This is a genomic window from Myxococcus sp. XM-1-1-1, assembly GCF_020037095.1.
GTDB classification, from domain to species: Bacteria; Myxococcota; Myxococcia; order Myxococcales; family Myxococcaceae; genus Myxococcus; species Myxococcus fulvus.
In genome coordinates this window covers 12,836-39,095 of record NZ_JAIQDH010000002.1, presented here as the reverse complement: position 1 = coordinate 39,095, position 26,260 = coordinate 12,836, and the positions used below count along the sequence as shown (strand labels likewise).

22 protein-coding genes are annotated in these 26,260 nt (G+C 69.3%); 6 read left to right on the top strand and 16 right to left on the bottom strand.

The annotated features are described in order from the left end of the window. Positions 1 to 69: 69 nt before the first annotated feature. On the top strand, positions 70 to 1,815 hold the full coding sequence (locus tag K8640_RS04280; protein ID WP_223745900.1) for a hypothetical protein: 1,746 nt from the start codon (positions 70 to 72) through the stop codon (positions 1,813 to 1,815). Here the strand turns inward: K8640_RS04280 and K8640_RS04275 are convergent. The 6 genes from K8640_RS04275 to K8640_RS04250 all read right to left on the bottom strand — a co-directional run bounded on the left by K8640_RS04275 (position 1,744) and on the right by K8640_RS04250 (position 7,521). Further along, positions 1,744 to 2,586, bottom strand: coding sequence for a glycosyltransferase family 2 protein (locus K8640_RS04275; RefSeq protein ID WP_223745899.1), 843 nt, complete (start codon positions 2,584 to 2,586; stop codon positions 1,744 to 1,746). The genes K8640_RS04280 and K8640_RS04275 overlap by 72 nt on opposite strands. Before the next feature lie 69 nt (positions 2,587 to 2,655). After that, a complete protein-coding gene (locus tag K8640_RS04270; protein ID WP_223745898.1) occupies positions 2,656 to 3,405 on the bottom strand; it encodes an NTP transferase domain-containing protein in 750 nt (249 codons plus the stop codon). Between the two features lie 25 nt (positions 3,406 to 3,430). Continuing rightward, positions 3,431 to 5,581, bottom strand: a complete 2,151-nt coding sequence (locus K8640_RS04265; RefSeq protein WP_223745897.1) for a lysylphosphatidylglycerol synthase transmembrane domain-containing protein — start codon at positions 5,579 to 5,581, stop codon at positions 3,431 to 3,433. Next, positions 5,578 to 6,123 (bottom strand): HAD family phosphatase, encoded by a 546-nt coding sequence (locus K8640_RS04260; RefSeq protein ID WP_223745896.1) that lies wholly within the window; start codon positions 6,121 to 6,123, stop codon positions 5,578 to 5,580. The genes K8640_RS04265 and K8640_RS04260 overlap by 4 nt, the downstream gene beginning before the upstream one ends. 236 nt (positions 6,124 to 6,359) lie before the next feature. Continuing rightward, on the bottom strand, positions 6,360 to 6,779 hold the full coding sequence (locus K8640_RS04255; RefSeq protein WP_223745895.1) for a type II secretion system protein GspG: 420 nt from the start codon (positions 6,777 to 6,779) through the stop codon (positions 6,360 to 6,362). Between the two features lie 241 nt (positions 6,780 to 7,020). Further along, positions 7,021 to 7,521: a nuclear transport factor 2 family protein gene (locus K8640_RS04250; RefSeq protein WP_223745894.1), complete on the bottom strand. Its 501-nt coding sequence runs from the start codon at positions 7,519 to 7,521 to the stop codon at positions 7,021 to 7,023. Positions 7,522 to 7,618: 97 nt separating this feature from the next. Here K8640_RS04250 and K8640_RS04245 point away from each other — a divergent pair, with 97 nt between their 5' ends. The 3 genes from K8640_RS04245 (at position 7,619) to K8640_RS04235 (ending at position 10,436) form a co-directional block, all read left to right on the top strand. Further along, positions 7,619 to 8,398 carry an alpha/beta fold hydrolase gene (locus K8640_RS04245; protein WP_223745893.1) on the top strand — a complete coding sequence of 260 codons (780 nt, stop codon included), beginning with the start codon at positions 7,619 to 7,621 and terminating at the stop codon, positions 8,396 to 8,398. Between the two features lie 105 nt (positions 8,399 to 8,503). Next, positions 8,504 to 9,838: an AHH domain-containing protein gene (locus K8640_RS04240; RefSeq protein WP_223745892.1), complete on the top strand. Its 1,335-nt coding sequence runs from the start codon at positions 8,504 to 8,506 to the stop codon at positions 9,836 to 9,838. 22 nt (positions 9,839 to 9,860) lie between these two features. Further along, a complete protein-coding gene (locus K8640_RS04235; RefSeq protein ID WP_223745891.1) occupies positions 9,861 to 10,436 on the top strand; it encodes an imm11 family protein in 576 nt (191 codons plus the stop codon). A gap of 6 nt (positions 10,437 to 10,442) precedes the next feature. Here the strand turns inward: K8640_RS04235 and K8640_RS04230 are convergent, their stop codons facing one another. The 6 genes from K8640_RS04230 to K8640_RS04205 all read right to left on the bottom strand — a co-directional run bounded on the left by K8640_RS04230 (position 10,443) and on the right by K8640_RS04205 (position 18,434). Next, on the bottom strand, positions 10,443 to 12,617 hold the full coding sequence (locus K8640_RS04230; protein WP_223745890.1) for an LA_2272 family surface repeat-containing protein: 2,175 nt from the start codon (positions 12,615 to 12,617) through the stop codon (positions 10,443 to 10,445). Positions 12,618 to 12,712: 95 nt separating this feature from the next. Beyond that, positions 12,713 to 13,639, bottom strand: coding sequence for a hypothetical protein (locus K8640_RS04225; protein ID WP_223745889.1), 927 nt, complete (start codon positions 13,637 to 13,639; stop codon positions 12,713 to 12,715). Positions 13,640 to 13,641: 2 nt separating this feature from the next. Next, the gene (locus K8640_RS04220; RefSeq protein WP_223745888.1) at positions 13,642 to 16,362 is read right to left on the bottom strand and encodes a TonB-dependent receptor; all 2,721 of its coding nucleotides are present in this window, start codon (positions 16,360 to 16,362) and stop codon (positions 13,642 to 13,644) included. A 167-nt stretch (positions 16,363 to 16,529) separates the two neighbouring features. Further along, positions 16,530 to 17,321 carry an energy transducer TonB gene (locus K8640_RS04215; RefSeq protein WP_223745887.1) on the bottom strand — a complete coding sequence of 264 codons (792 nt, stop codon included), beginning with the start codon at positions 17,319 to 17,321 and terminating at the stop codon, positions 16,530 to 16,532. A 10-nt stretch (positions 17,322 to 17,331) separates the two neighbouring features. Next, on the bottom strand, positions 17,332 to 17,757 hold the full coding sequence (locus K8640_RS04210) for a biopolymer transporter ExbD (RefSeq protein ID WP_141333083.1): 426 nt from the start codon (positions 17,755 to 17,757) through the stop codon (positions 17,332 to 17,334). Between the two features lie 2 nt (positions 17,758 to 17,759). Beyond that, on the bottom strand, positions 17,760 to 18,434 hold the full coding sequence (locus K8640_RS04205; protein WP_046710965.1) for a MotA/TolQ/ExbB proton channel family protein: 675 nt from the start codon (positions 18,432 to 18,434) through the stop codon (positions 17,760 to 17,762). Between the two features lie 156 nt (positions 18,435 to 18,590). On the opposite strand from K8640_RS04205, the gene K8640_RS04200 reads away from it, so the two are divergent. Next, a complete protein-coding gene (locus tag K8640_RS04200; RefSeq protein ID WP_223745886.1) occupies positions 18,591 to 19,403 on the top strand; it encodes an SDR family oxidoreductase in 813 nt (270 codons plus the stop codon). 54 nt (positions 19,404 to 19,457) lie between these two features. On the opposite strand, the gene K8640_RS04195 is transcribed toward K8640_RS04200, so the two are convergent. Next, positions 19,458 to 19,724 carry a hypothetical protein gene (locus K8640_RS04195; RefSeq protein WP_223745885.1) on the bottom strand — a complete coding sequence of 89 codons (267 nt, stop codon included), beginning with the start codon at positions 19,722 to 19,724 and terminating at the stop codon, positions 19,458 to 19,460. Positions 19,725 to 19,926: 202 nt separating this feature from the next. Between K8640_RS04195 and K8640_RS04190 the strand changes: the two genes are divergently transcribed. Next, positions 19,927 to 21,153: a hypothetical protein gene (locus K8640_RS04190; protein WP_255652781.1), complete on the top strand. Its 1,227-nt coding sequence runs from the start codon at positions 19,927 to 19,929 to the stop codon at positions 21,151 to 21,153. A 16-nt stretch (positions 21,154 to 21,169) separates the two neighbouring features. Here the strand turns inward: K8640_RS04190 and K8640_RS04185 are convergent, their stop codons facing one another. The 3 genes from K8640_RS04185 to K8640_RS04180 form a co-directional block, all read right to left on the bottom strand. Then, the gene (locus K8640_RS04185) at positions 21,170 to 22,768 is read right to left on the bottom strand and encodes a DUF4041 domain-containing protein (protein ID WP_223745884.1); all 1,599 of its coding nucleotides are present in this window, start codon (positions 22,766 to 22,768) and stop codon (positions 21,170 to 21,172) included. A gap of 411 nt (positions 22,769 to 23,179) precedes the next feature. Continuing rightward, on the bottom strand, positions 23,180 to 23,305 hold the full coding sequence (locus K8640_RS42430; RefSeq protein WP_255652661.1) for a hypothetical protein: 126 nt from the start codon (positions 23,303 to 23,305) through the stop codon (positions 23,180 to 23,182). Between the two features lie 375 nt (positions 23,306 to 23,680). Beyond that, positions 23,681 to 26,254 carry a hypothetical protein gene (locus K8640_RS04180; protein ID WP_223745883.1) on the bottom strand — a complete coding sequence of 858 codons (2,574 nt, stop codon included), beginning with the start codon at positions 26,252 to 26,254 and terminating at the stop codon, positions 23,681 to 23,683. Positions 26,255 to 26,260 lie beyond the last annotated feature (6 nt).

The window sequence follows — 26,260 nt, the reverse complement described above, 5'->3', positions numbered from 1 at the left end:
AGGTGAAACTGGGGATACGTTGCGCTCCCTCGAATCGAGCGGCACGGATTGCCGTTGAGGTGAAACGCGATGCAGGTGCGCAGCGGGTTGGGGGGCAAGGCACGCTCCTGGGTGGGCCGATACCGGGTGGAGCTGGGGCTCGCCGCCCTGGCGTTGCTCGTCGGCGCGGTCGTCTTCGGCCTGATGCGGTCGACCTGGCCCACGCCGCTCCCTGCCCGTCCGGAGCGGCGGGTCCTCCAGACGAGCGACACGCTGCTCTCGCTCGTCAGCGCCCTCTGCACCTTCTTCCTCGCCTGGTGCTTCACCCGAGGCGCCGGGCGCGTGGACCCCGTGTCGGTGCGCCACCGCTGGCGCTCCTTCCTCGGCCTGTGGGCCCTGTTCGCCGCGGTCTTCCTGCTCTGGTGGGCAGGCGAGTGGCCGGGCCACTACTACAGCGACGCGCTCCAATCGCTGTCTGTCTCCAGCCAGTATCAGGTGGAACCCTGGCTCAGCACCTTCTGGGGCATCTGGGCCCACGGCATCCACCGCGCCACCGGCCAGTTCTCCAGCCTCTCGCTCTTCAATCTCTTTCTCTTCAGCGCGCTGCTCGCGGACTTCTTCTCCCTGCTGCTCAGCCAGGGCCTGTCACGCCGTGTGGGGGGACTCTTCGTCGCGCTGGTCGTGACGTCCATCCCCCTGGGCCTGCTGGCCATCTACCTCTCGCACGACATCATCAATGGCCTGCTGCGCCTGTCCATCGCGCTCATCCTGATGCGCGCCATGGTCCGCCGCGCGCTCACCGGCGCCTCCGGCCTCACGCCCGTGACGCTCCCCGCGCTGGTGCTGCTGACGGCCACCGCCACCTTCCTGCGCGGCGACAGCATGGCGCTGGTGCTCTACGTGCCCGCCGTCCTCGTCGCCTCGCGGCAGGTCCGCGTGGGAGTGGCCGTGGCCCTGCTCGTCGGCACGCTGGGCCTCATGCAGGTGTTCCGCCGCGCCGTCGAGCCGCGCATCGCGCCTCCCTCTCCCGAGCGCGGCAACCGCTACGCCTTGTCGCTCATCCTCAACCCGCTGGGCTACCTGGTCACCAACCGGTACTACTCGCCCGACCCGGAGGGAGACCAGGCCGCGATGGACGCGGTGATTGCGTACTCCTGCCTGAGGGACCGCTACAAGGCGGAGGAGTCCCCCTGCTATTGGGACTCCCTGCACCCGCCCATCTCCAACGAGAAGATGGCGGAGCTCAAGAAGCGCTTCCTGCGCATGGTGCGCGACAACCCCGCGCTGATGCTGTCCAACCGCGTCTACACCTTCGCGGGCACACTGGGCCTGAGTCCGAAGACGCCCCCGCCCTTCCTCTACATGCGGGAGAAGTGGAAGGCCGAGGAGCAGTACCCGCCTCACGGCGTGCGGCTGCTCGCCGAGCTGAACCTGGACCCGGCGCGGGCGCCTCAATCCCTTGCACGCATCACCCACTGGCTGCGCGACGAGAGCTGGCCGGCTCGGGGCGGCCAGTCCCTGTTCTTCCCCTGGAACGGCGTGCCCGCGCTGCTGCTCGCCCTGTGGCTGGTGTCCCGCTGGCGCACCCTGCCCGCCTCCGCGGTGACGGCGGGCGCCATCCTCGCGCCCGCCTTCCTGGTGTTCGTCGCCGGCCCCGCCAGCCACCCGTCCTACGTCGCCGACCTGTGGATGTTCGGCTACCTCGCCGTGCCGCTGGCCTGGTTCGAGGCCCGAGCACTGCGCGCCCGGGCCCTCCAGCCGCCGTCAGCGGGCGGGGAAGGCCGGGACGCGGGTGCGCTCGATGTGCCCCCCGCTCACCTGCGCCACAACGGTTGAGGTGTAGGGCCGACCCGGGCGGCTGCTCCAGTCCTTCGCCAGGAAGGCGCCCGGGGACTTCGCGTACTCCAGCGCGATGCGGCCCGTCTGCAACGACTGGCGCACCATGCGCACGTTGCTGACCTGGTCCTCCTCGCGCCAGCTCAGCGGGAAGAAGCCGAAGGACGACCCCCGGTGGATGCCCGCGAGCAGCAGGTGGATGTTGAACGTGAGGTTGTCCGGGAAGCCCAGGTAGAAGCGCGGCTCCAGGTAGCGCGTCGAGTACAGATTCAGGCCCGAGCCCAGGTCATGGATGCGCCGCCGCGCCGACAGGGAGAACAACAGGTTGAAGACGTGGTTGCCCAGCGTCCGGAAGCGCGAGTAGCCCTGCAGGCGCGACTGGCTCATGAAGCGGCTGCCCAGCAGGGAGTCGCGCTCGCGGTCCTCGTCCGCATCCAGGATGGGAATCAGGTCGTTGATGTCCGCCTGGTCATCGCCGTGCAGCACCACCACCCGGTCGAAGCCGTGCGCGAGCGCATACTCGAAGGCCACCTTGTGTGAGCCGCCGAGGTTGTAGTTGTCGTCGTTGACGAGCACCTTGCCCGGCAGGTGCTTCAGCTTCGCCAGGCCCTCGGCGGCGGCCTCCACGCCGTTGTCGCGGCTGCCGTTGTCCACCACGATGATTTCGGCGAAGCGGCGCTGCACGTCCTCCCCGAAGCGGCCGAGCACGCGCGGAATCTGCCGCTCGCAGTTGTACATGGGGATGAAGACGAGGATGCGTTCGGCGGCCACGAGAGGCTCCTTCGCGCGAGGCGCGCGGGTGCTGCGTCGCGGCTCCCCTACCGCGACGCCTCGCGCCATTCAAGGCACCGTGGGGCCCGAGGCCTCGTATTGGCGCAGCTCCTCCGGCGTGCCGAAGGAGGCGTAGCGCGCCGCCTTCGCCGCGCGAACCGTGCCGCCGGACTCCAGCAGGAGGTTGTAGAGCAGGGAGAGATAGTACTCGCGCATGCCCTCCGAAATCGGGCGGTCCATCAGGAGCCGACCCGCGGTGAGGAAGTGGCGCTCGGTGGCGAAGAAGTAGGCGCCCATGATGGCCGCGTCGGAGATGACCACCTTCTCCGCGGTGCGGACCACCCGCGCCCCCTCGCACTTCGCATAGCTGTAGCGCGGCAGCTGCGAGGGGAAGGTGAGCAACCCTCCGGCCAGGGTCGGGTCGTCGCTCGCGAGCGCCTCTCGCACCAGCTCGCGATACGCGGGGCTGTCGAACCACAAGTCGCAGTCCATCACGAGCAGGCCCCGCTCGCCCGTCATCCGCCCGGCGGCGGCGAGCGCCGTCTCCACCGCGCCCCGGGTCATCTCCTCCAGCATCACGACCTGGAGCCCGGGCACGGCCTGTCGCAGCCGAGTGGCCAACTGGAACTGCTCCTCGTGCGGGCGGCGCACCACGGCGGTGTGGACCACCTCCAGACCCCAGTCGGACACGCTGGAGAGGGCCTTGAGCACCATGGCCATGCCATCCACGGGGATGAGCGGCTTGGGGGTGGTGAAGCCCGCGTCGGTGAAGCGCGAGCCGAGGCCCGCCATGGGGAGCAGGATGTGGAGCGGACGCATGGGGAGAGCTTCCGGGGAGGCGCGCTCAAGCCGAGCGCTGGAGGGACGACGGCCCGGTGGACGTCACCGGCGCGTACTGGGCATTGAAGGCGTTGAACAGGCGCACGGCCGTGGCGAAGAAGGCCGGCAGGCTGTCCGGGTTGATGCGGGCCCGGTAGGTGAGCATGCGGCAGTAGTGCACCGCCTCGTGGAAGAGGATGGTGCGGCGCACCTCGGGGGGCAGCGTCGTCTCGAAGCGATGCTGGAGATGGGCATACAGCTCCGCGTAGCGGGAGGAGGTGGCCTCCTCGTACTCCACCACCGCGCCGATGACCCGCGCGCGCGACAGCTGGCAGAGGAACTCGTAGCCGGAGTGCAGGGACTGGCACAGCTTGCCCAGGTCCACCACGGGGTCGCTGATGGCGTTCTCGTTGTTCGGGTCCAACACGAGGAAGTCCGCGTCCTCGCGCCGGACGATGAGGTTGTCCACCGTCAGGTCGCCATGGATGGGGGTGTCGCGCATGCGCGACAGCTCCGCCAGCGCCTGGGGGTTGGCGCGCAGGCGCGCGAGCGCGGGGAGGATGTTCTCGTAGCGCTGACCATTGATGGTGAGCGTGTCGTGCACGAGCAGCTCCGCGAGCACGGGGCTGAGCGCGGCCGCGTCCCGAACCTTGTCCTCGACCTTCTCACGCAGGTAGCGCTCCAGCACCGCGGGCTCGTCGCGCGGCTCCACCGGGGCATAGATGTGGGTCCCCACGAAGTCGAGCACCTGGTCCAGCACCTGCTTGGAGCGCGCCACCTCCTCCGAGTGGATGAACTGGAAGAACGGGACGTACTGCTCGCGGTACTCCAAGTCGAAGGCGTAGGAGCGCTCGTCGCGCAGCTCGCGCAGGATGCGGGGCAGGTGCGGCAGGTGGCGACGCGACTGCAGCCAGTCGTGCTGCACCTTCAGCTTCTCCGCGTGCTGAGGCAGCGTCACCTTGCGCACGCTCAGGGCCTGCTCCACCCACACCAGCAGGGTGCTGGCGTTGGAGCCGCCCTTGAAGGTGCGCACCATGCGGAAGTCCCCGTGCAACTCGCCTGTGGACAGCACATGGCTGAGGGCCTGCCCGGAGAAGTACTCGTCCAGGAAGTGGCTGAACTCGCGGCTGATGTCGGAGTCACGGTGCAGCTTGTTCTTCAGCGGCTCCAGCGCGGGCTCGGCCGCGGTGGCCGAGCGTTCGCGGCGACGCTCCAGCAGGAAGTACAGGCCCACCAGGGAGAACGGTCCGATGAGCACTGCCCAGGATACCAGCGACAGTCCCAGCGGCACGCCGGTGAGGCCGAGCAACCCTCGCGCGATGGTCGAGTAGTAGTAGTGGAAAGTGCCCAGGAAGCCGGGGCCGGAGGGGACGCCCACCGAGAGATAGGCGGCGACGGAGGCGCCCAGCGTGCCCAGCAGGTCGCGGGTGGGGAGGTAGGCCCAGACCAGCACCGCCATGGAGGTCAGGTAGAGCAGCCACATGCTCATGGCGGTGAGCACGAAGCGGCCCAGCCGCGCGGAGCGGAAGATGACGTGCGTGCCATAGATGAGGGACCAGAGCACGAAGCGGCTGCGGTCCCTCAGCCTGTCGTTGAGCAGCGCGGTGAGGCGGCCCAGGGCACTCAGCATGCGCCGGTTCTGCGTGTAGAGCAGCCAGGTGAGCGCCGCGGCCGCCAGGCTCACCGCGCCCACGCCCACCGCGAGCCGGAGCATCAACGCCGCGGCGTCCGGGGCACGCGACCACGTGGCGAGCACCACGCCGAGCGCGCACAGGCCCAACAACAGGCCATCCACCGCGCGCTCGAAGAGGATGGTGAAGAGCACCACCGCGCGGCTGATGCGCATGCGCGTGCCGATGAGGTGCGCGCGCACCAGTTCGCCCAGACGGAACGGGAGCAGGGCGGTGAAGAGGTAGCCGACGGACAGGCCCGAGAAGAGGATGCGCCAGGTGGTGGGGCGCACCACGCGCAGCAGGCGCTGGGCGTTCTTGGTGCGCAGCGAGTGGGCGATTCCCTGACAGAGCACGGCGATGGGGACGGCCCAGAAGGGCACATGCCCGGAGGGCACCCACTGACCGGACTCGCGCGACTCCGTCAGGAAGCGCCCGAGGAAGGCGGCGCTGATGAGCAGCCCCACGGCCACCAGCGCCAGGGGCCACAGGCGCGAGCGCTTCACGTGGGCTCCTGGATGCGCACCACGCGGATGCCCGCGGCCTGGGCGGCGGCGATGCCGCTGGGGCTGTCTTCGAAGGCGAGACACTCGGAGGGGGGGATTTCCGCGAGCGTCGCCGCGCGCAGGTAGCCCTCCGGGTCGGGCTTGGGGCGCGCCACGTCCTCGCCGAAGACGGTGACGTCGAAGAGGGGGGCCAGGTCGAAGTGTCGAAGCAGGGCCCGTGCGTTGGCCGTGGCGGCCGTCGTCACCAGCCCCGTCTTGTGCTGGGCGCGCACCGAGCGCAGGAAGGTGATGAGGGGAACATTGGGGCGCACCTGGTCGAACGACTCGGGATAGTAGCGGGCCTTGGCCTCACGCACGCGCCGTGCGTCCTCCGGACTCAACTCCGCGCCGACCTCCTTCACCATGGCGTCGAAGCGGAGGCCGAAGGCGCGCTGGTAGGCAGCCTGCTCCAGGGTGAAGCCGACGTCGGCGAAGGCGCGGCGATATGAGATGAAGTTCGCCTCTTCCGTGAAGAGCAACGTCCCATCCATGTCGAACAACATGCAGCGGATCATCCGTCCCCCATGAGTGCCCGGATTCCGCAGCACACCAGGTTCGGGCCAGATACTTTGGCGTGTGCCTTGGATGCAAGGTGAGAGAAGGGCGCTGGAGGCGTCGCCTGCCTGGCCCCACACGCCAGGAGTGAAGTCTCCAGCCGTGACGCCCTGGCGGCCCGCGAGGGGCTCAGGGCGTCTTCAACCCATTCCCAGGGGGAAAACCCTCCCTCTGCGTTCGCCCATCACCCCCGCGGAGAAAGCGTGGCATTGGACGCGATGTCCGCGTTCTCGTCCTCGCCGCCCGCGGCGCCATCCGCGCCGTAGGAGAGGACGACGGGGCGGCCGCCCTCGTTGAGGTACACGTAGTCGTTCTGCCACGGGTCCTTGGGGAGCTGCTCGAGGACCCGGCTCTCCACGAGCGCGCCGAGCCCCGCGCTCGTGTCCGGGAAGCGCCCTGTCTTCGTGTAGTGGAGCTTGAGGGCGGTCTCGATGTTCTTGATGTCCAACGAGGCCCTGTCTCCCTTCGCTTCTCCCAGCATGGGCATGACGGCGACGCCGACCGCCGCGGCGATGAGCCCGAGGATGGTGATGACCACCATGATTTCAATGAGCGTCATGCCGCGACGGTAACGGCGGTGCTGGCTGGACTTATTCTGATTCATGACGGTGATTCACCTCATGTGACGTTCTGGCAGGGTCGCTTTCGTCGCGTGCGTCGCCATGTCGTTGCAGCGTCTGGCTTCACACGTGGCGCTGCCCCGCGGCCCTTCCTCCGACCACCGGAGAGAAGCGCCACGAGGAGGCCAATGCAGACCTCGTGCCGGCATGAGGTTCGTCCTGTTCGGGGCCATTGTCGGTGATGCCCCCAGGCCGAGATTTCCCACTCAGGGGCTCTGCGACAACTCAGTTCTTCGGCGCGGGCGCCGCCGCGGGCTTCGGCGCCTCCGCGATGCGCTTCACCACGTCATCGACGATGTCGTTCGGGATGGGGATGGACAGGTTGTACTGGGCGATCTTCCAGGTGGCGCCGTCCTTCACCAATACGCCGCTGCCACGGCTGGGCCCCAGGTTCGGCGTGTCGAGCACCTCGTCGAACCAGGCCACCTTGCCGTCCTTGGACAGGGTGATGTGGCGCGAGGTGGCCTTGAAGGTCCACGCCTTGCCTTTCGAGAAGTAGGGCTTCGCCCACGCGCGGAACTCGTCGCGCGTCCAGCGCTCGGTGGCGTCGGTGCCCAGGTAGATGGCGTCGGGGGTGAAGTACTTGAAGTAGCGCGCCTCGTCCGCCTGGGCGGCGGCCAGGTGCCAGTCATCCAGCACTGTGGTGATGGCGGCCTTCGGGTCAGCGGCCTTGCCCGTCACGGGGGCGGCGGCGAGCACGAACAACAACAGGGAGACAGTGGACACGCGAAGCGACCTCGTCGATGAGAAGTTCGGGGTATGAAGCGGCACGGCCCACCCCCGGGTCAAGCGCACCCGGGCTGGCCAGAAAGGTGTGAGTCGCGTGGTCCTCGAGAGCTTCCAGGTCGGTGAGGGGGATGTGCCCACGGTGCTGCTGCACGGCTTCCTGGGCACGGGGCGCAACCTGCGCTCGCTGGCGACGGCGTGGAGCGCGGCGGACCCTCGGCGCCGTTTCCTCCTCCCGGACCTCACCGGCCATGGCGCCTCCCCTGTCCCGCCGCCCAGCTCGGACCTCTTCAGCGTGGCGCGCGACGTGGTGGACACCGCGCGGGCCCAGGGCTTCAGCGGCGCGCTCCATTGGGTGGGCCACTCGCTCGGAGGCCGCGTGTCGCTCGCCGCCAGCCTCCACGTCCCGGAGGCGGTCGCCCACGTCTCGCTGCTCGACATCGCGCCGGGCCCCGTGCCGTACGACTTGTCCGACAGCGGCATGGTGCTGGGCATCCTCCTCCAGGCGCCGCCGCGCGCGCCCAACCGCAAGGACATGCGCGCCGAGCTCACCTCGCGTGGGCTGTCCGACCACCTGGCCGACTGGCTCGTGATGAACCTGATGCCGGAGGGAGAAGGGGTGCGCTGGCGCTTCGACCGGCAGGCGCTCGCGGAGCTGCACTCGCGCGTCAACGGCACGGACCTGTGGGTCGCGGTGGAGCGTCCGGACCGTCCGCCCATGCGCGCTGTCCGAGGAGGCCGCTCGCGCTACGTCTCCGACGCCGAGGCCGCGCGCCTGGAGGCCGCTGGTTGCCCGGTGACGACGTTCCCCAACGCCGGCCACTTCGTCCACGTGGACTCGGCCAAGGAACTGCTGGAGTGGCTCCTGCGCGAGTGAGGCCCTGCTCGAAGCCAGGGCCTTGAGGAGGCGACATGTGGAGCACACACCCGGCACTCAACGATGATGCCCGCGCATTGCTGGCGACTCGCCGGGGGATTCTCCATGTGGCTCCGCAGAGCACTACCGCTGCTCGTGATGATGTGTATCCCTGGCTGTGCGACGAGCCGGGTCGTGCGGCTGGAGACGGAGCACGGCTCCGTGACGCTCACCCCGTACGAAGACGTCGGCGGTGAGGTCGAAGAGGCCAGAATCGACGACGCTGAGTTCGAGGAGTCACTGGCGGCGCTGGCCCGGGACGTTCCGCCCTTCCGCCATCCCATGAAGGAGGCACGGGAGCTCTTCGGCGTGCCCACACGCAGCGGTGTGTACCGGTACGAGCGCGGCCCATCACGGCTCATTCCCCAGTCCCAGGAGGATGGAGCGGGCCCCCACCTGCTCGAGTCCTATGCGGACGACGAGCTGACGCGCGCCTATGGCCAGTGGTGCGAACGACGTGACCAGCCTGGAGACTGCTTACGTCTGCTCGATGAAGGCCCTCTATTGGCCAGCGATGGCAAGTACACGCTGGCGCTGGCCATCGCCCTCGGCTCCGTATGGGAAGCGTCGCTGGAGGCCCTCGATGACATGACGGACCCGAGCGCGGTCATGGCCACCCTCACCTCCGCGGTGACCATGTACCTGCTGCTCTGGGCGCTCCCCGAGCCCGTGTCCAAGGGCGTCGCGGCCACGTTGACGGCCCTCGCCATCGCCTATCTCGGCGTGGACACGGTGTGGAGCCTGCTGGATGGATGGCTGACGCTGGTCCGCGCGGTCGACCAGGCCAGGACCTTCGAGCAGCTCCACTCGGCCGGCGAGGCCTACGGCGAAGTCCTCGGGGAGAACTCAGCACGCGTCTTCTTGATGTTGGCCACGGCCGCCATCGGCAACACGGCCGGGCTCGCGGCGAAGGCCCCTCGACTCCCAGGTTCGGCGCAGGCAGCCCTCGCCGTGGAGACCCAGGCCGGCTTCCAATATGCGGCGGTGGGAAGCGTCCGGTCCATCGCGCTCACTTCGGAGGGATTCACCGTCGCACTCGCGCCGAATGCGCTGGCCATGGCGAACCAGGGCATGGGCAAGCCCCACAAGCATCACATCGCCACGAACAAGAACGACGTCTCCACGGCGCGAGGAGGACCTTGGACGCCACGATTCCGAGAGCTCTTCACCCGCGCCGGGATGGAACTCAAGGACCCGGAGAACATCGTCAAGGTCGCAGGCCATAAAGGCCCCCATCCCATGCGTTATCACAAGCAGATCGACGAGCGACTGAGGCAGGCTTTGTCAGGATGTCGAACCGTGGTGGATTGTCGCAAGGCACTCACCAGCGAGCTGCGCAAACTCGCCCAGGAAGCACAGACGCCCGGGACACGACTCCATAAGCTTCTGACGCAGGGCTAGTGTGATAGCTAGAGCATCCGTCATGCCGAACCCACCGCGCTACTTCAGGCTCAGCGAAGACGTCCAAGGCGGGAACTGGTACCTGGGAGACCCCTCGGGCGAGACGGGTCAGGAGGTCGAGGACATCTGGGCCTTCGCGATGGGACAGCCCATCCCGCCTCCAGGCCGTCTGACGTTTCCCATCAGAGAGCCTGGACGACGATTGGACTTCTGTATGGCAGGCGTCGGGAGCGCGCCCATCGTCCATGTCCGCGTGGCCCACCTCTTCGCGGAGCTGGCGCCCGACGACGTTCAGCTCTTCCCCGTCGATGTCGAAGGCACTCCAGAGCAGTACGTCATGCTCGTGGCCACCAAGCTCATCCGCTGCATCGACGACCAGGCCACCGAAGAGGTCCTCTACTGGAAGCCGGAGGATGAACGTCCGGACAAGCTCGACCAGTACCGCAGTGTCTTCGGCATGCGAATCGACTCGACGAAAGTGGGCGGAGCCAAGGTGTTCCGCACCTGGGGATGGACCATCGCCCTCATCGTCTCCGAGGACCTCAAGGTGGCCCTGGAGCAGGCCAAGGTCACCGGGGCCGCGTTCGAGGAGGTCTGACGCGCGTCAGATGCGCACGCCCAGGAACAGGCCGGGCCACATGCGCGTGCCGGAGGCCCCTCGGCCCGTCTGCCACTGCGGCATCCACGTCACGTCCTGGTCCGGGTCCTCTTCGGGCGGCTTGTAGGCGTTCAGCGACAACCCGCCGAACACCGCGAAGCGCCGCTTGAGCTCCCAGCCGAAGCTCGCGCGCAGCCGATACAGGTTGTTCGGCCTCCCCTCCTCGAACAACTGCGGCGTCCACCCTCCCAGCGAGAGGTCCAGGTCCACGTAGTAGCGGTCCGCCGCCCCCACCGGCAGGTGCACCCCCACGCCCAACGACTTGAAGGTCCGCCACGAATCCTTCCACGGCGACACCCCCGCGCTCGCAATCACATGCACCGTGCGGCTGCCGTACTTCACTCCCACCGACAACGGAGAGACCTCGTCCGCCCAGATTTCGAACGCGATGCGCCCCTTGCGCACCAGGCTCAACAACCCGATGGGCACCGACACGTCATCCGCGATGTTGATGAGCCCCAGTTGCACCCCCTTCACGTTCCCCGCCACGTTGATGAAGCCCACCTGCGCGCCCGACACACTGCCCGCCAGGTTGAAGAGCCCCACCTGCGCTCCCGTCAGCCGCTCCACCATGTTGACGCCCACCGCGAGCTGCGAGCCCTGCATCTGCTCGTCCGCGCGGTTGCCCACCACCGAGAGCTGCAGCCCGCTGAAGGCCCGCTCCGAGTAGTTCACGATGGCCGCCATCTGCGCCCCCGTCGCCCCACCGAAGGCCAGGTTGCCACCCACCGCCAGCTGGAGCCCCAACACCTCGCCCCCCGTCACGTTGGCGATGCCCGCCACCTGCGCCCCCTCCATCGTCCCATCCACCCACCCCAACCCTCCCGCCACCCCCACCCCACGCAACTGGAACGAGCGCACCGCCAGCCCCCCCAACGCCAGGTGGTTGAGCCCACCCCCACCCCACAGCGACGTCGTCGATAGCGGAGGCACCAGCGACAGGTTCACCGGCACCGACGGCAAATCCTCCCGCGCACCCGAGGACTCCCGCGCGAGCGGCACATCCGTCACCACGCCCCCACGCGACACCGTGCGCGTCAGCGTCACCGGGACGAAGTCCCCCACCCGCAGCTCCGCGCCCCCCTTCACCCCCACCACCAGCTCCGCCTCGAAGCGCTGCGACGGACGCTCCAACGTGACGTGGTAGCGCCCCGGCTCCAACCCCAACGACAGCCTGCGCCCCAGCGGCTTGCGAAGCTCGGCCACCAGCTGGTTGCCCCAGTCGCGCACGAACAGCCGCCCGTGCACCTCCTCGGCAATCCCCAGACGCGCGCTCGAGCCGCGCAGGTCCGTCATCACCAGGTCCCCACTGCCCGCCAGCTGGATGTCATAGGCCGCGTGCTGCGGCCCCCCCTGCGAGCGCTCCGTGCGCGCCAGCGTCTCGTGGAACGCGAACTGATACGCCTCGTGCAACGTGACGCGCCCATCCCCGGACATGTCCGCCGCGCCGCGCAGCCCCGTCACCAGGAAGTGCGTGAAGAACGACGCGCCGATGGTGTCCGACTCCTGCGCCACTTCATCCGCGGAGCTCGAGGCCAGGTACGCATGCCCCCGCACCTGCGCGGACGCATCCGTGAGGAACGCGGGCCGCCGGAGCCCACCCTTGTAGCGCGTGAGCGCGCCCGAGCCACACGAGTCCAGGATGGCGATGCGCACGTCCACCGGCACGCGGGACATCCGCTTGCGCAAATCGTCGTAGGAGACGCGCTCGCCGCGCGGCAACAGCCCGTCCGCGTCCGAGTGGCCCGAGTAGTACACCACCAGCTCGCGCCGGAGCCCCGGCACGGCGGCGGCCTCCACCAGCGTCACGAGCCGCTCGAGCGCGGCCAGCAACGCGCCCCGGTCCGCCTCCAGCAACAGCACCTGGTCGGCCGAGGCCACGCCGCCCAGCTCCTGCAGCACCCGCGACATCGCCAGGGCATCCGAGCCCGCGTAGCGCAAGCGCTCGCGCCCCGGGCCGCCCTCGCTGGAGCCCGCGATGAGCGCGAAGCGGCGCAACGTGGCGTCGGGCGCCTCGTCACGACGGGCCGCGTGGGCCTCACGCGTCCACACTCCCAGCACCCACATGGCCAACACGCAGGCCACGCGTCCCCACCGGCGCGCTGTGCTCCCACTCATCATCCGCGTCCCACTTCCGCTCCAGCTCCGGCCCGGCCTCGCGCGAGCACCGGGCATACCCCGGATGGCCGCCCCCTTGCGAGCCATCCGCTACCACGTCACGGCGTCCAGCGCGCCCGACGGACGAGCCAGGAGCTGCCTCCCCGCCCGTCTCGCACCACCGCCCAGAAGGTGACCTCCTGTGCCACCCCGTCCTTCTCCGGCGGCTCCCACTCCGTGCGGTGGCGGCCCGGCTGCCCGTTGAACTCCACGCTCTCCGTCTCCTCCACGGAGAACTTCCCCAACGTCGCGTGCCAGGTGATGGCCCAGGACTCCTTGAGCTGCACCGCCTCCTTGCGGAACCCCGGCACCACGTACGACTCCTCGAGCGCGGAGATGTCATTGGCGCGCACCACGAAAGGCCCCTGCCCCTGGAGCTCGGGCAGCGCCTCCGCGTCCCACGCCGCGTCGTCCAGCGTGAGCCCCTGCAGCCGAGGCTGCTGGTTGGGCGCCATGCCCGGCACCAGCGGACACGTGAAGACCATCAGCTTCTGCGCGTAGACGCCCTCCTCGCCCGCGGTGACGTGCAGCACCAGCGGCATGCGCAGGCCCCCGAAGCCCTGGTACGGGTCCGCCTCGCGCACCGCGTCCAGCAAGAGCGTCCCGTCCGCGAGCTGCGAGGCGCCCGGCCGGATGGGCAGCACCAGCTCGCCCGCCGTCGTGGTGCCCCGCGCCAGCTCCACGCGCTTCGAGGCGTCCTCGCAGAGCGAGTCCTCCGGGTCCGCGCAGGCCGTCAGCGTGTAGGCGATGGAGCGCCCCTGCCCCAACGGGTCCACCAGCAGCGCCCGGTAGGACACCTGCTCGGTGAGCACCTCCAGCGCCTCCGCGGTGGGCTCGCACGTCGGAGCCATCAGCTCCGGACGCTCCACGGCGATACCCAGCACGCGCAGGTCGCGCACGTGGGACGAGTGGTCATCCGGGTCGACGCAGGCCACCGCGCCCAGCGCCATCAACAACAGTCCGCCACACTTGAACCAGGTCCCCATGGTCAGAAGCTCCCTTTCACGCCCAGCACGGGGAGGATGGGGATGCCGGGAATCTCCATCTCCTTGCGGTAGCGGTAGTCGTTGAAGACGAACTCGACGTTCTCCGCGTTGTAGAGGTTCTGGACGTCCAGGTAGAGCGCGAGCGTCCAGTTGTCGAAGCGCCAGCCCTTCTCCACGCGCACGTCGAGCTGATGGAAGCTCGAGGCCCGCCCGGAGAGATAGCGCCCGTACGACGGCGAGTAGTTGTTCGAGTCCGAGTTGTAGATGTCATGCGGATGCACCAGCGGCGTCACCGGACGGCCGGTGGTGAGGCGGAAGCGCCCGCCCAGCTCCCAGCCGTTGCCGAGCACGTAGTTGGCCACCAGCGTGAGGATGTGGGTCTGGTCCCAGGGGCTGGGGCCGTAGGTCTCCTCGCCCACGCCCGGCAGGCCGTCATCCCCGAGCGGGTTCTCGGCGCGGGGCTTGAGGCCCGCGCGGCCATCCTCGGCGTGGCTGAGGGTGTAAGACAGCCAGCCGTACCACTTGTCGGTGGCGGAGGCGCGCTCCTTCTTCACCATGAGCTCCACGCCGTACGCCTTGCCGATGCCCATGTTGACGAAGCGGTCCTGGACGAAGCTGCCGTTGTCCGAGGGGCGCACGTCACCCGGAGACACCACGTTCTCGAAGCGGCGGTTGAAGAAGCCCGTGACGTCCACGTTCCACACGTCGGTAAGGCGCTGCTCCACGCCGAGGCTGGACTGGAAGGCGCGCTGGTAGCCGAGCAGCGGGTTGCCGTACGGGGCGAAGACGAACTGGAAGGTGTCCGCCGGCTGGCTGTAGAGGCCGAGCGAGCCCTTGAAGGCGGTGCGCTCGCTGAACCCGTAGCGGACCCACAGGCGCGGGTCCAACAGGAAGTTGCGCGTGCCGCCCACCTTCTGGAAGTTGCCGCGCACGCCCGGCGTGATGGTGACGGGGCCGAGCTTCAGGTCCGCCTCCGCGAAGAGCGCGCCGTCGAAGCCGTTGATGGTGCGCTTCTCGTAGATGAGCTCCGAGACGGGCTCCGAGCCCGGGAAGGGCACGTACTCGGCCCCGCCCACGGAGGGGGCCTGCACGTCGATCTTCACGTGGTCGAAGTAGACGTCCAGACCCGTGCGCACGGTGAGCAGCGAGGAGACGTCCAGGGCCATCACCTCGCGCGCGCCCAGCGAGTAGATGGTGTCGTCCTCGATGTAGTTGCCGAAGGAGATGTCGAAGTAGTCCACGCCCACGTACGGCGTGAAGACGGAGCTGAAGTTGCCCTTGCGGTACGTCCAGTCGCCCTTCACGCGGTGGAAGCGCGTGTGCGTGTTCAGCTCGATGTCCGCGGAGGACTCCTCGCCGCCGGTGACCAGGCGCAGCTTGTCGTCACTGCCGAAGGCCATGACGTAGCCGGTGCTGCGCGCCGCGCCGGGCTCCGGGGTGGAGCCGCGCGGGGCGCCGAAGTCCAGCCGGAGCTGGTAGTCCCAGTACACCGGGACGATGGAGAGCGTGGTGCCCTCGTCCTTGGGAAGCACCGCGGGGAGGATGGTGTCGATGTACGAGCGCCTGGCGGACGCCGCCACGCTGATGCCGTCGGTGATGGGCGCCTCGAGGAAGAAGCCCGCGTCGAGCAGGTCCACCTTCACCGAGCCGTGCACCGTGTCCGCCGCGCCCTTGCGCGTCGTCACGTCCACCACGCCGCCCACCGCGCGGCCGTACTGGCTGCCGTAGCCGCCCGGGAAGAAGTCGAGCGAGTCGATGAACTCGGCGTTCACCACCGACGGGCCGCCGAGCAGGTGGAAGAGGTTGGGGATGCGCACCCCGTCCATCAGCGTCGCCGTCTGGCCCGGGTTGGAGCCGCGCACCAGCAGGTCCCCCGAGATGAACGGCGCGCGCGCGACACCGGGCAGCGTCTGGAGGACGCGGATGGGGTCACCGAAGGTGCCCGGCGTCTTCTGCGCCTCCTCGCGTGTCACCGTGCGGCGGACCACCTCCTTCTTCGGGCGGTCCGAGCGCACCACCGTCTCGAAGGCGCTCCCGGCCGGGGCCAGGTAGAAGTTCACCTCCGTGGTCTCGTTCGCCTTCAGCGTCTCCTTCGTCTGGTAGAGCTGGTAGCCGGAGGCGACGACGCGCACCGCGCACTCCCCCGGGGGCACCTCGAGGGTAAAGCGGCCGTCCGCGTCCGACACGGCCTCCGCCGCGTCCGCGTCGTCGCCACAGCGCACGGTGGCGCCGGCCACGCGCGAGCGGCTGCCGCGCGAGATGAGCTGACCGGTGAGGACGGCCTTGGGCTGCTCGGGCTCCTCGGTGGCGGCGCCCTCGGCGGGGGCCTTCGGGGTGAGGGTGAAGTGGTAGACGTACTCGACCTGCACGGGCGCGGGCACGCCGTCGACCTCGGCGGGCGAGAAGCGGAACTGGCGCACGGCGGCGAGCGCGGCCTCGTCAAAGCCATGGCCCGCGGGCTCGGTGGGCTGCACGTCGGAGACGCTGCCGTCCTCGGCGATGGTGATGATGAGGCGCACCGAGGCGGTGAGGCCCTGCGCGAGCGCCTCCGGCGGATACACGGCCTCCACGGGCTGCACCAGCGCGGGCGGCCTGGTGATTTGAGGCTGGGCCGCGGCTTGCGCGCCCGGGGCCGGAGGCGTGGGCGCCTGGGCGAGCACCGGAGTCGCCACCCACAGGGAGGCGGCGGCGAGCGCGGCGCGGGCATTCACATTCGAGGACATAGGTCTTTCAGGAGCGGGGACGTGGAGACGGCGTGTGGGCTCCCGCCGGCAAAGGGACGGAGTGAGGGTGTGCTGGAGGAGTCGGCGGGCAGTTCCGGGCCGTGGATGTGGATGAGGCCCACCGATGCATCTCCTCGCTCCGGCCCTCTCCCAGCGGGAGCGGGGGTTCAGTCGAGCAGGAAGGTATAGGCGTACTTCATCTCCGTGGACACGGCCTCGCCGCCCTTGAAGGCGGGACGGAAGCGGAAGCGGAGGATGGCGTTGCGCGCGGCCTCCTCCAGTCCGTGCCCCGGCCCGTTGAGCACGCGCGCATTCACCACGCGGCCCTCCGGGTCGATGGTGATGGACAGCGTCACCGTGCCCTCGACGCCCAGCCGGCGCGCCTCCTCGGGATAGGGGACCTTCACCTCGCTGGCGAGCTGCGGCTCACGGTCCACCTGGTAGATGGGCGTGTACTTCGGCGCGCTGTAGGCCTTCACCTCTTGCGGCGCCTTGGCCTTGTCGGCGGTGCGGCCGTAGAGCGTGTTGCCCACCGGGGCCGCGAAGCCTCCGGCGCTGGTGGTGGAGGACAGGGACATGCCCACCACCAGGGGCGCGGGCTTCGCGCTCGGCGGCGGCGTCTCGTTGGGCGGCGGCGGGGCCTCCGTGGGCGGAGGCGGCAGGGGCCTGGGGGCCTGGGCCACCTTCACCGGCGGGGGCTTCACGCGCACCTTGGGCGGCGGGGGCGGCTCGGGCTTGGGCTCCTCCTTCACCTCGGGCGGCGGAGGCGGCGGCTTCGTCACCTCCACCATCACCAACTCCACGGGCCGCTGCGGCGCGGCGCGCTCGGGAGGACGGGTGTGCAGCACCACCAACCCCAACCCGTGCAGCGCGAGCGAGCCCGCGACGAACCCCACGAACAACCCGTTGCCGCCCCGGCGGGGCAACACGAACTCACTGTCGAGCGCGCTCGTACTCATGGCCTTCACGTCAGCCCCGCGGCGCGGGCGCGGCGTCCTTCTCGATGTTGAGGGCGAACTTGGCGATGCCCTGGCCCTTCACCGTGTCGATGAGGCGCATCACCTGGCCGTACGCGATGGTCTGGTCGGCGCTGATGATGGCGCGCGTGTCCTTGTCCTTGGCCACCGCCTCCGCGACCTTGGCGGACAGCTCCGGCTCGGTGACGAGCGCGCCGTCGAAGTAGAGCTTGCCCTCCTTGTCGAGCACCACGTTGACCAGGCCCTGCACCGTCTCGCCGCCGTTGGCCGCGCGGGGCAGGTCCACCTCCACCGTCTCCCGGACGATGAAGTTCGCCGTCACCATGAAGATGATGAGCAGCACCAGCACCACGTCCACCAGCGGCGTGACGTTGATGCCCGTGATTTCTTCTTCGTTCTCCTGCGCGCCTCCGGCCATGGCTAGCGGGCCTCCGCGCGCAGGCTGCCGACCAGGGCGTGGCCCAGGGCGTTGGCGCGACTGGTGAGCGTCTTGAGCTGACGGTTGAAGATGTTGAAGGCGACGACGGCGGGAATCGCGACGGCCAGGCCCACGGCCGTGGCGACGAGCGCCTCGGAGATGCCGCCCATCACCGTCTGCTGGATGGCCGCGCCCTTCACGTTGCTGGCGCCCAAGTCGTTGAACGCCTTGATGATGCCGAGCACCGTGCCGAACAGGCCGATGAACGGCGCGTTGTTGCCCAGGGTGCCCAGGAAGGAGAGGAAGCGCTCATACTGGGGACGCTCGCGGGCCATGGTGGAGGCGATGACCTGCTCCACGGTGTCGGCGCCTTGCTCGCTGGAGGCCAGGCCCTCGCGGATGATGGCCGCCTCCATGCCGCGCTTGCCCTGGATGGCCACGCGCACCGCCTCGTGCTCGCCGCGCGCCAGCCGCACCGCCAGCGCCTCCGAGTCCGCCAGCCGGTACCGGGCGAAGTACACCGCGCGCTCCAGCATGATGCCGATGGACAGCACCGACAGGCACACCAGGATCCAGAGCACCCACTCGGCGGAGGTGAGCGTGAAGCCGAGCAGCTTGCTGCTGAGCCACCCGAGGTTCTCCGCGTGAGCCTGGGCGATGACCGCGATGGACGACATGGTGTTCCTTCCCCTCGTGAAATGCGTTGGCGCGACTGGAACACCGGGGGCGCCAGGAAGTGTCACCCGGTCGATTCACGGTGGATCTGAACCCCTGTGCGTGGGTGTAGGCCCCAGGGCAGGCGCCCCTCGACGGGCCGTTCCTGCGAGGTGAGAATGCGGGCCATGCAAGGCAAGTGCGTGGTCGTGACGGGTGCCTCCATGGGCATCGGCGAGGAGCTGTCGGTGGCGCTGGCGGCGCGGGGCGCGAACCTGGTGCTGGCGGCCAGGAGCGAGGAGGCGCTCCAGCGGGTGAAGCAGCGGTGCGAGGCGGCGGGGGGCAAGGCCGTGGCGGTGGCCACGGACGTGGGGGACCCGGAGGCGTGCCGGCGGATGGTGGAGAAGGCGGTGGAGGCCTTCGGCGGCGTGGACGTGCTCGTCAACAACGCGGGCATTTCCATGGACGCGAAGTTCGAGGACGTCACGGACCTGGGCATCTTCGAGCGGCTGATGCGCATCAACTACCTGGGCGCGGTGTACTGCACGCACGCGGCGCTGCCCTATCTGAAGGCGCGGCGTGGGTTGTTGGTAGCGATTTCGTCCCTGACGGGGAAGACGGGCGTGCCCACGCGCACGGGCTACGCGGCGAGCAAGCACGCGATGCACGGGTTCTTCGACTCGCTGCGCGTGGAGCTGATGGGCACGGGGGTGGATGTCACGGTGGTGTGTCCCGGCTTCGTGTCCACCAACGTGCGCGCCAACGCGCTGGGCAAGGACGGCAAGCCGCTCCAGGTGAGCGCCCATGACGAGAGCGAGGGCAACAACATGGACGTGGCCACCTGCGTGGCCATCATCCTGCGCGCCATGGACCAGCGCGAGCGCGAGGTGGTGATGACCACCAAGGGCAAGGTGGGTCAGTACCTCAAGCTGTTCACCCCGGGCCTCTTGGACCGCATCGTGTTCAAGACCATCCAGGACCGGCGGCGGTAGGGCGCGCGGGCCCCGGTCCACCGTGACGGCGGTGGACCGGGAGGCCGTCCGTGGCTAGCAGCCGCAGATGCGCTTGCGCGTGGTGGTACAGGCGCCGTTCTCGTCACAACAGGTCGTGGTGAGAATCGCGAACCGGTCGAGCGCTCCCAGCTCGCACCGCCCCACGTTGCACGTGCCCCAGGTCTCCGTGCACGTCACCGCGGCCTGGGACACCTGGCCCTCGGCGAGGTCCTCGGAGAGCGCCTCCTCCTCCGGAACAGGGCCACCACAGCCAACGACAGACAGCGCCACCGCGCACATCAGCCATCGCAGGTTCTTCATCGTGTCTCCCGTGCCGTCCGCATCGTGCGGACGTCAGACATTACGAACCCATACTCGGGGTATTGCAAGGCGTCCGCGGCCTGGGGCATCACAGTCCGGCTGAAGACCTCTGTCCCGTGCGAAATCGCAGGCCGGCTGACGTACTGACTTCCTCTTCAGGCCCGCGATAGAGCGTTCACGTTCACGAGATGAGGCCTGGACCATGAACGCATCACGTCGGGGCCTGTGCGCCCTGTTGCTCTGCTCCCTCGGACTGGCCTGTGGCGAGGCCAACATCATGAAGGACCCGCCCGATGTCGTGGATTCGGGCACACAGCCACCGGACGGGGGCGGGCCTGATGCCGGTCCGGGTGATGCCGGTGCTCCAGACTCGGGGACTCCGGATGCGGGGGTTCCGGACGCGGGCGGGCCCGACTCCGCGCCCATCACGAGCGCCCGGGTCTTCTTCTCCGGACACAGCCTGCTCGACAACCCCATGCCCGACCACTTCGCGGACATCGCCGCGAGCAAGGGCAAGGACTCCAAGTGGAACCAGCAGAATGTGATTGGTTCACCCATCCGGGTGCGGACCTGGGGCAATGGGAGCTGGGAGGGGTATCGCAGCGGGAAGAACCGCGAGGGCTCCGGCATGGACGTGGTGCAGGAGCTCTTGTCCCCCCGGACGCTGGGCACGGGCGAGAAGTACGACACCCTGCTCATCACCGAGCGGCACGACCTGCTGGGCACCATCGAGTGGGAGAACACCATCGGCTATCTGCGGCACTTCCATGACCGGTTGATTGCCGGCAACCCGCGGGCCGTCACGTATTTCTATCACACGTGGTTGGACATCGATAAAGCCAACCCCTCGCGGTGGATTGCCTATGAGAAGAACGCGCAGGTCGCGTGGGAGTGTGTGTCTTCGAAGGTGAACCTCACGCTGCAGGCCGAGGGGCGGGCGGACCGCGTGCGTGCGCTTCCGGGTGGCGCGGCGCTGGTGGACCTGGTGGAGCGGGTCATCGCGGGCGAGGTGCCGGGCATCACGGGGACGACGTCGCAGCGGCTCAACGTGCTCTTCAGCGACAACGTCCACCTGACGAACCTGGGCGCGTACTTCATGGCCGCGGTCCACCATGCCTCCGTGTTCCGGTCCTCGCCCGAGGGGGCCGCGGGGCCCGCGGGTGCGAACGCGGCCACGGTGCAGGCGCTCCAGCGCATCGCGTGGAACTTCGTGAGCGCGTACTACGCGCAGCCGAGCGCGGGCGAGCGGACGATGGCGGACTGCCGCACGCGCATCCCGGCGGAGGTATGTCCGGGCTTCTGGGAGTCTCGGGGGGAGCCGGGGAACACCGCGGGCTGCCAGCGGTACTTCGGCAACGCGAATCCGGGCCAGGGGGGCAATCCGTTCGTCTGGCCGGACCCGAACTGGCAGCCGCTGCCGGCGCCGTAGGCGGGGCGCGGGAGCGTCATCCCGCGAGCTCGGCGCCACGGGTGGCTTCGAGGCGCATCGCGTCCTGCGCCTCGAGCTGCTTCTTGAGCCAGGTGCTCTCCTCGAAGGACTGGCTCTGCATGGAGCGCTCGACGGCCTGCGTCTCCCGGTACTCCCGGGCCTCGGAGGTCATCGTCCACTGGGTCTGCAGGCCCATCTCGTCGACGACCTGTCGGATGTCACGGAGCGCGACCCGGAAGAACTCCTTGCGGGGATTGACCTTGTTGACCTGGGCCCGGACGAAGCGCTTGTGCAGCTCGCGCTCGAGGGAGGGGGCGTCCTCGCTGTGGATGAGGGCGTGCACGTCGAACTCGAAGGGCACGCTCGCATCCCCCAGCTCCCGGATGCGGTCCAGCGGCTCCAGCCGGCGGGTGAGCCCGACCTTGAAGACGTCCTCGCCGAAGGAGCCGATGTTGGAGATGACGTAGACATGGCCTGTCTTCGTCTGCTGGGCCATGGAGAGGGCTCGCTTGTTCTTCTCCTCCGCCTCCTGGAGCTTCAGGGCGAGCTCGGCGAGCTTCTCCTCGTATCTGGCCTTCTGCGCGTCCCCCGCCTTCTCGAACTCGCTCCGGGCCTTCTCCATCGCCTTGCGAAGGACGTCTTCTTCCTTCTCGGCCTCCCGCTGGGCGCGCTCGAATTCCCGCTGGGCCTTCTCCTCCTCGCGGATGCGCTCCTTGATGAGCCGCTGCTCCTCGCGCTCCTTCAGCTTCAGCTCGTTGACCACCACGGCCCACTTGAGCTCATCGAGGCGTACGTTCAGGTAGTCCAGCTGGATTCGTGCCTCCCGGAAGGCCTGCCCGTTGTGGTTCACGACGCTGAAGGCGTCGCGCACCTTCTGTGAGAGCGTGCCGTGGTTGTCGTGGCGGACGTCCGCGAGGATGGAGTCCACCTTGCCATTGAAGGCGTCGAGGACGAACTCGATGGCGGTGGCGCGGCGGTGGGCCTCCGCGTAGTTGCAGGTGGCCGCCTTGCCCGTGCGAATCATCGAGCGCATCTTCTCGCGGGAGGCCTTGAGCCTGGCACCGGCGTCGGTGAAGCCGAACTGCTCTGCCAGTTCGTCGAGCACGCCCTGGGTGGGTTCAAGGTAGCGGTCTCCGTATCCCTCGATGATGTTGCGCATCGCCGTGGCGGTCTGTTCCAGCTGCTTCGATTTCTGGATGGCCGTGAAGGCCTCGCCGGCGATCTCCTGTGCGCGCTTGTTCGCGGACTCGATGAGCCGGCTGGCCTCGCGGCTCGCATCCGCGAGGGAGCCTTCGGCACGCTTGCGAATCTCCGCCGCGTCCACATCGGCACGGCTTCGCAGGGAAGCGGCTTCCGTTGAAGCGCTGGCCAGGACCTCGGCGGCGCTCTTCTCGGCTTCGTCTCGCAGCGTCGCCACGTGGGCTTCCACGTCGATGATGGCCTGGTACTTCTCGAGCACGCGATTGCGCTCACGCAGGGCGGAGAGCTGCCGCTCACCCTCATCCTTCACCGAACGAAGTGTCGCCTCCGCATCCTTCTTCAGCCCGACGAGGACGGAGATCGCGATGAACTCCGCGAACGCCACCGCCAGGAGCAGCAGACACCACCCGGTCATACAGGGGCCCCCTTCCAGCAATGAGTCACGCCAGCATCGAGCGGAGCCTCATCACCAGCCATACCACCCGAGGGGTAGAGACAGAGAGCGGGTGGCAGGTCCTTCGGGGACCTGCTGGAATGAGGACGCCAGGAAGACCTCCTCCATGCCGACTCCCCATCGATACTTCAGGCTCAACGAAGCCGTGCAGGCAGGGAACTGGTACCTGGGGACCCCGTTGGATGAGCGCGGGCACGAGTTGGAAGACCTCCGGGAGCTCACGTCGGGGCGCGCCGCCCATCCGAGGGGCCGACTGACGATTCCTGTGTTGCCCTCATTGTCTCCGAGGACATCAAAACGGCCCTGTTGCGAGCGAACGTCACGGGCGCCGAGTTCGAAGAGGTCTGACCTCGCTCCAGGACCGCCGTCGACTCACGGCCCGTCGAGCACCGCCAGCATCCGTGGCAGCACGTCGTAGAACGCGTAGTTCCAGCAGCTGAAGTTGTGGCCCCCGTCACAACCGAACGGCTTCTGTCCCGGCAACAGCCGGCCATACATCTCATCGTGATGCGGCCCCCCCCGCCGCGTTCAGCGCAGGGTGGACGCGGTCCGTCGCCGCCCCCGGCGCGCGCCGCCGTCCCTGTGATTCACAATGCCCAGTCAAATACCAAACTCTGCCCTGAACTTCGCAATCGCCTCGACAAGACTGGCGCACGGCTCCGATCGCTCCTCGGGCGCGCTCTCACTCATGAGCTCGAGAAACTGCCGCTCATGACCGTCCCCTCCTCGCATCCTGTCCGCGCTCTGCACCACGAACCCGCCACCCGGAATCAACTCCAGGCAGCGGTAGACAATCACATCCCCGTCACCCATGCGCTCATACACGTCATGACGCAGATACAGAGACGCCCGCATACTCACCATTGCAGCATCTCAGGAGTCCCCACCCGCGCTCGCGCCGCCCCGTCGGTCCACGCGGGTCAACAGGCCCGCCAGTCCCTCGAAGCTGGCGTTGCCCACCTGATGCAAGCCAAAGCCCCACAGGAACGCCGTCATCCCCGCGCCAAAGCCTCCCCACGTCGGTGAGAAGACATTGAGCAACTGAAGCCCCAACACCACCGCCACGCCCGTCAGCAACACCAACATCGCCAGCTCCACCAGCCACAGATGGCGCGCCGCCGGCAACGGCATCCCCTCCAACTCCCCCAGCGCCCCTCCCGCGTCCTCCGCCCCCACGGGCGCCTCCGGCAACGCGGGCAGGCTGCCCCCCGTGGGCGCACTGGCCGAGGGCACCTCCGGCACCGACGCCGTCGAGCCCCGCTCCACGAACGACAGCGGAGTCCCCGGTCGCCCCATCCCGACCCCCTGGGAGCTCGGATACCCCTCCAACGCCAGCTGCGCCTTGTCCGCCTTGTATTCCGCGTCCTGCAACGTCTCGGGCGTCAGCGCCAGCTCCGCCTCGTTCAGCAACGCGTTGATGTGCCCCAGCTCATGCAACTGCCCCTCGCCCTCCGCCTCCCCCCGCTTGCGCGACACCTCCGCGCGCAACCCGGCAATCCGCACACGCACCTGTCCCGTCTGCGCGCGGTGGAGCGCGTCCCGCGCCTCGCGATACCTCGCCGAGGCCTCGTGCGGCGACTCCGCCGCCAGCGCCAACATCGCCTCGCGCAGCTTCGCCTCCGCCGCGTCCAGGTCCGTCTTCTGCGCCTCCGTGGCCGCGCTCCGCGCCTCCTCCACCGCGCCGCGAAGCTCCAACAACAACCGCCGCACGTAGTGCGCGTACGCCCCCTGGTACAGCCGGAAGCCCTCGTCCACGTTCACGTCCGCGCGCGCTCGCGCCTGCTTCAGCCGCTCCTTCACGTCCGACGTCAGCTCCCGCCACTCCTCCAACGAGAAGCCCCGGGGATTGCGCGGCGACGCCACCGCCTGGGACAGCTCCGCGCACAGCACATCGAAGTACGAGCGACGCGCCATCTCGAACTGCTGCCGCGCCGTCGCCACGTCCCCCTGCCCCAGCCGCGCCCTCACGTCCTGCAGCAACGGCAACAGCTCATACGTCAGCCGGAACCCCAGGCTGTCCTCCCCCAGCTTCTGCGCCAGCGCTCGCGCCTGCGCCTCCAGCTCCTCCAGCTTCGCCTTCAGCCCCGCCCGCGCCAGCTCCTGCACGTTCTGCCCGCGCAGCACCTTGAGCTGCTCCTCCAGCCGCTCCGCCGGCACCGTGCCCAGCCGCAGCGACGTCTCCGCCTCCTCCAGCGCCGCGCTCGCCGACTCGGGGCGCATCTCCGGCGGAAGCGCCCGCAGCTCGCGCGAACAGCCGCGCCACGCCTCGTACAGCCGCAGCTCGGACTCCACTCGCGCAAGCTCCCCGTCCGCCACCCGACCACCCCTCACCGGCGAGCGGATGCGCGAGATGAGCGCGTCGATGCGCCCGCGCACCTCCAGCCCCACCTTGCGCGCGTCCTCCTCCTGGCCCTCCAACAACACACTCATCCTCCGCCGCAGCACGCGCGCCCGCTGGAGCTGCTGCGCCCTCGGCCGGATGCTCTGCGTGTACAGCCGCACGCCATACGACGACACCGCGCCCGCCGCGATGAGCAGCGCGCCCCACAGCCACGGCGTCCTCACCCACACCGTGAACGACTGCTCCACCGCCACGCCCTGCGGCACCGCCATGCGCACCGTGCCCGTGTACTCGCCCGGCCCGTCCAGCCCCCTCAACCGCATCAGCAGCGTGCCGCTGCCATTCGCCGCCACCGTGACGCCCTCCACCGTGGAGAGGTCCAAGTCCGCCCCGTCCTTGCCCCCACCCTCCAACCAGAAGTCCGCGCCACCGAAGCGCGGCTGCACCAGCGTGGCCCCCAGGTCCGGCGCCTTGTGCGAGAGCTGGAGCAGCCTCGGCACCGACACCTTCCCCGTCACCCCCGCCGTCTCCTTGAACGGCAGGCGCACCGTCGCGTCCACCGCGCCGAAGCCCCACCCCGGCGCCGCCACCGCGGGCGACGTCGCCACGAACTGCACCGCCGGCACCGCCTGCACCCGCGTGACGATGAGCGACGTCGTCTCGCGCCCGCCCTCGTGCACCAACACCACCTGCCCCGTGTAGTCCCCCGCCGCCGGCAGCTTCCCGGACACCTCCACGTGCAGCGGCGAGCGCGAGGACAACGGCGCCACGCCCGCGTCCGCCGAGGCCGTCTCGCGCACCACCGCCGCCAGCGCCACCTGCGAGCCGTCGCTCGCCTGCAGCGGGTCCACCAGCACCGTCACGCCGCCGGGCAGCCCGTCCTGCACGCCCGCGTCCGCGGAGGGAGGCGACAGCAGGTCCACCCGCAGCACCGCGCGGAAGTCCTCCGACGTCGTGCGCAGCTTCACCTCGTTGCTGGCCGTGGCGCCGGCCACGCGCAGCCGCGACTGGGCGCTCGCGCCACGCCACGGCGCGACGAGCAACACGAGCAGGGCCAGGACGCAGAAGCCCCGACCACGGAGGAAGCGGGCATCGAGGACGAACATCCACCG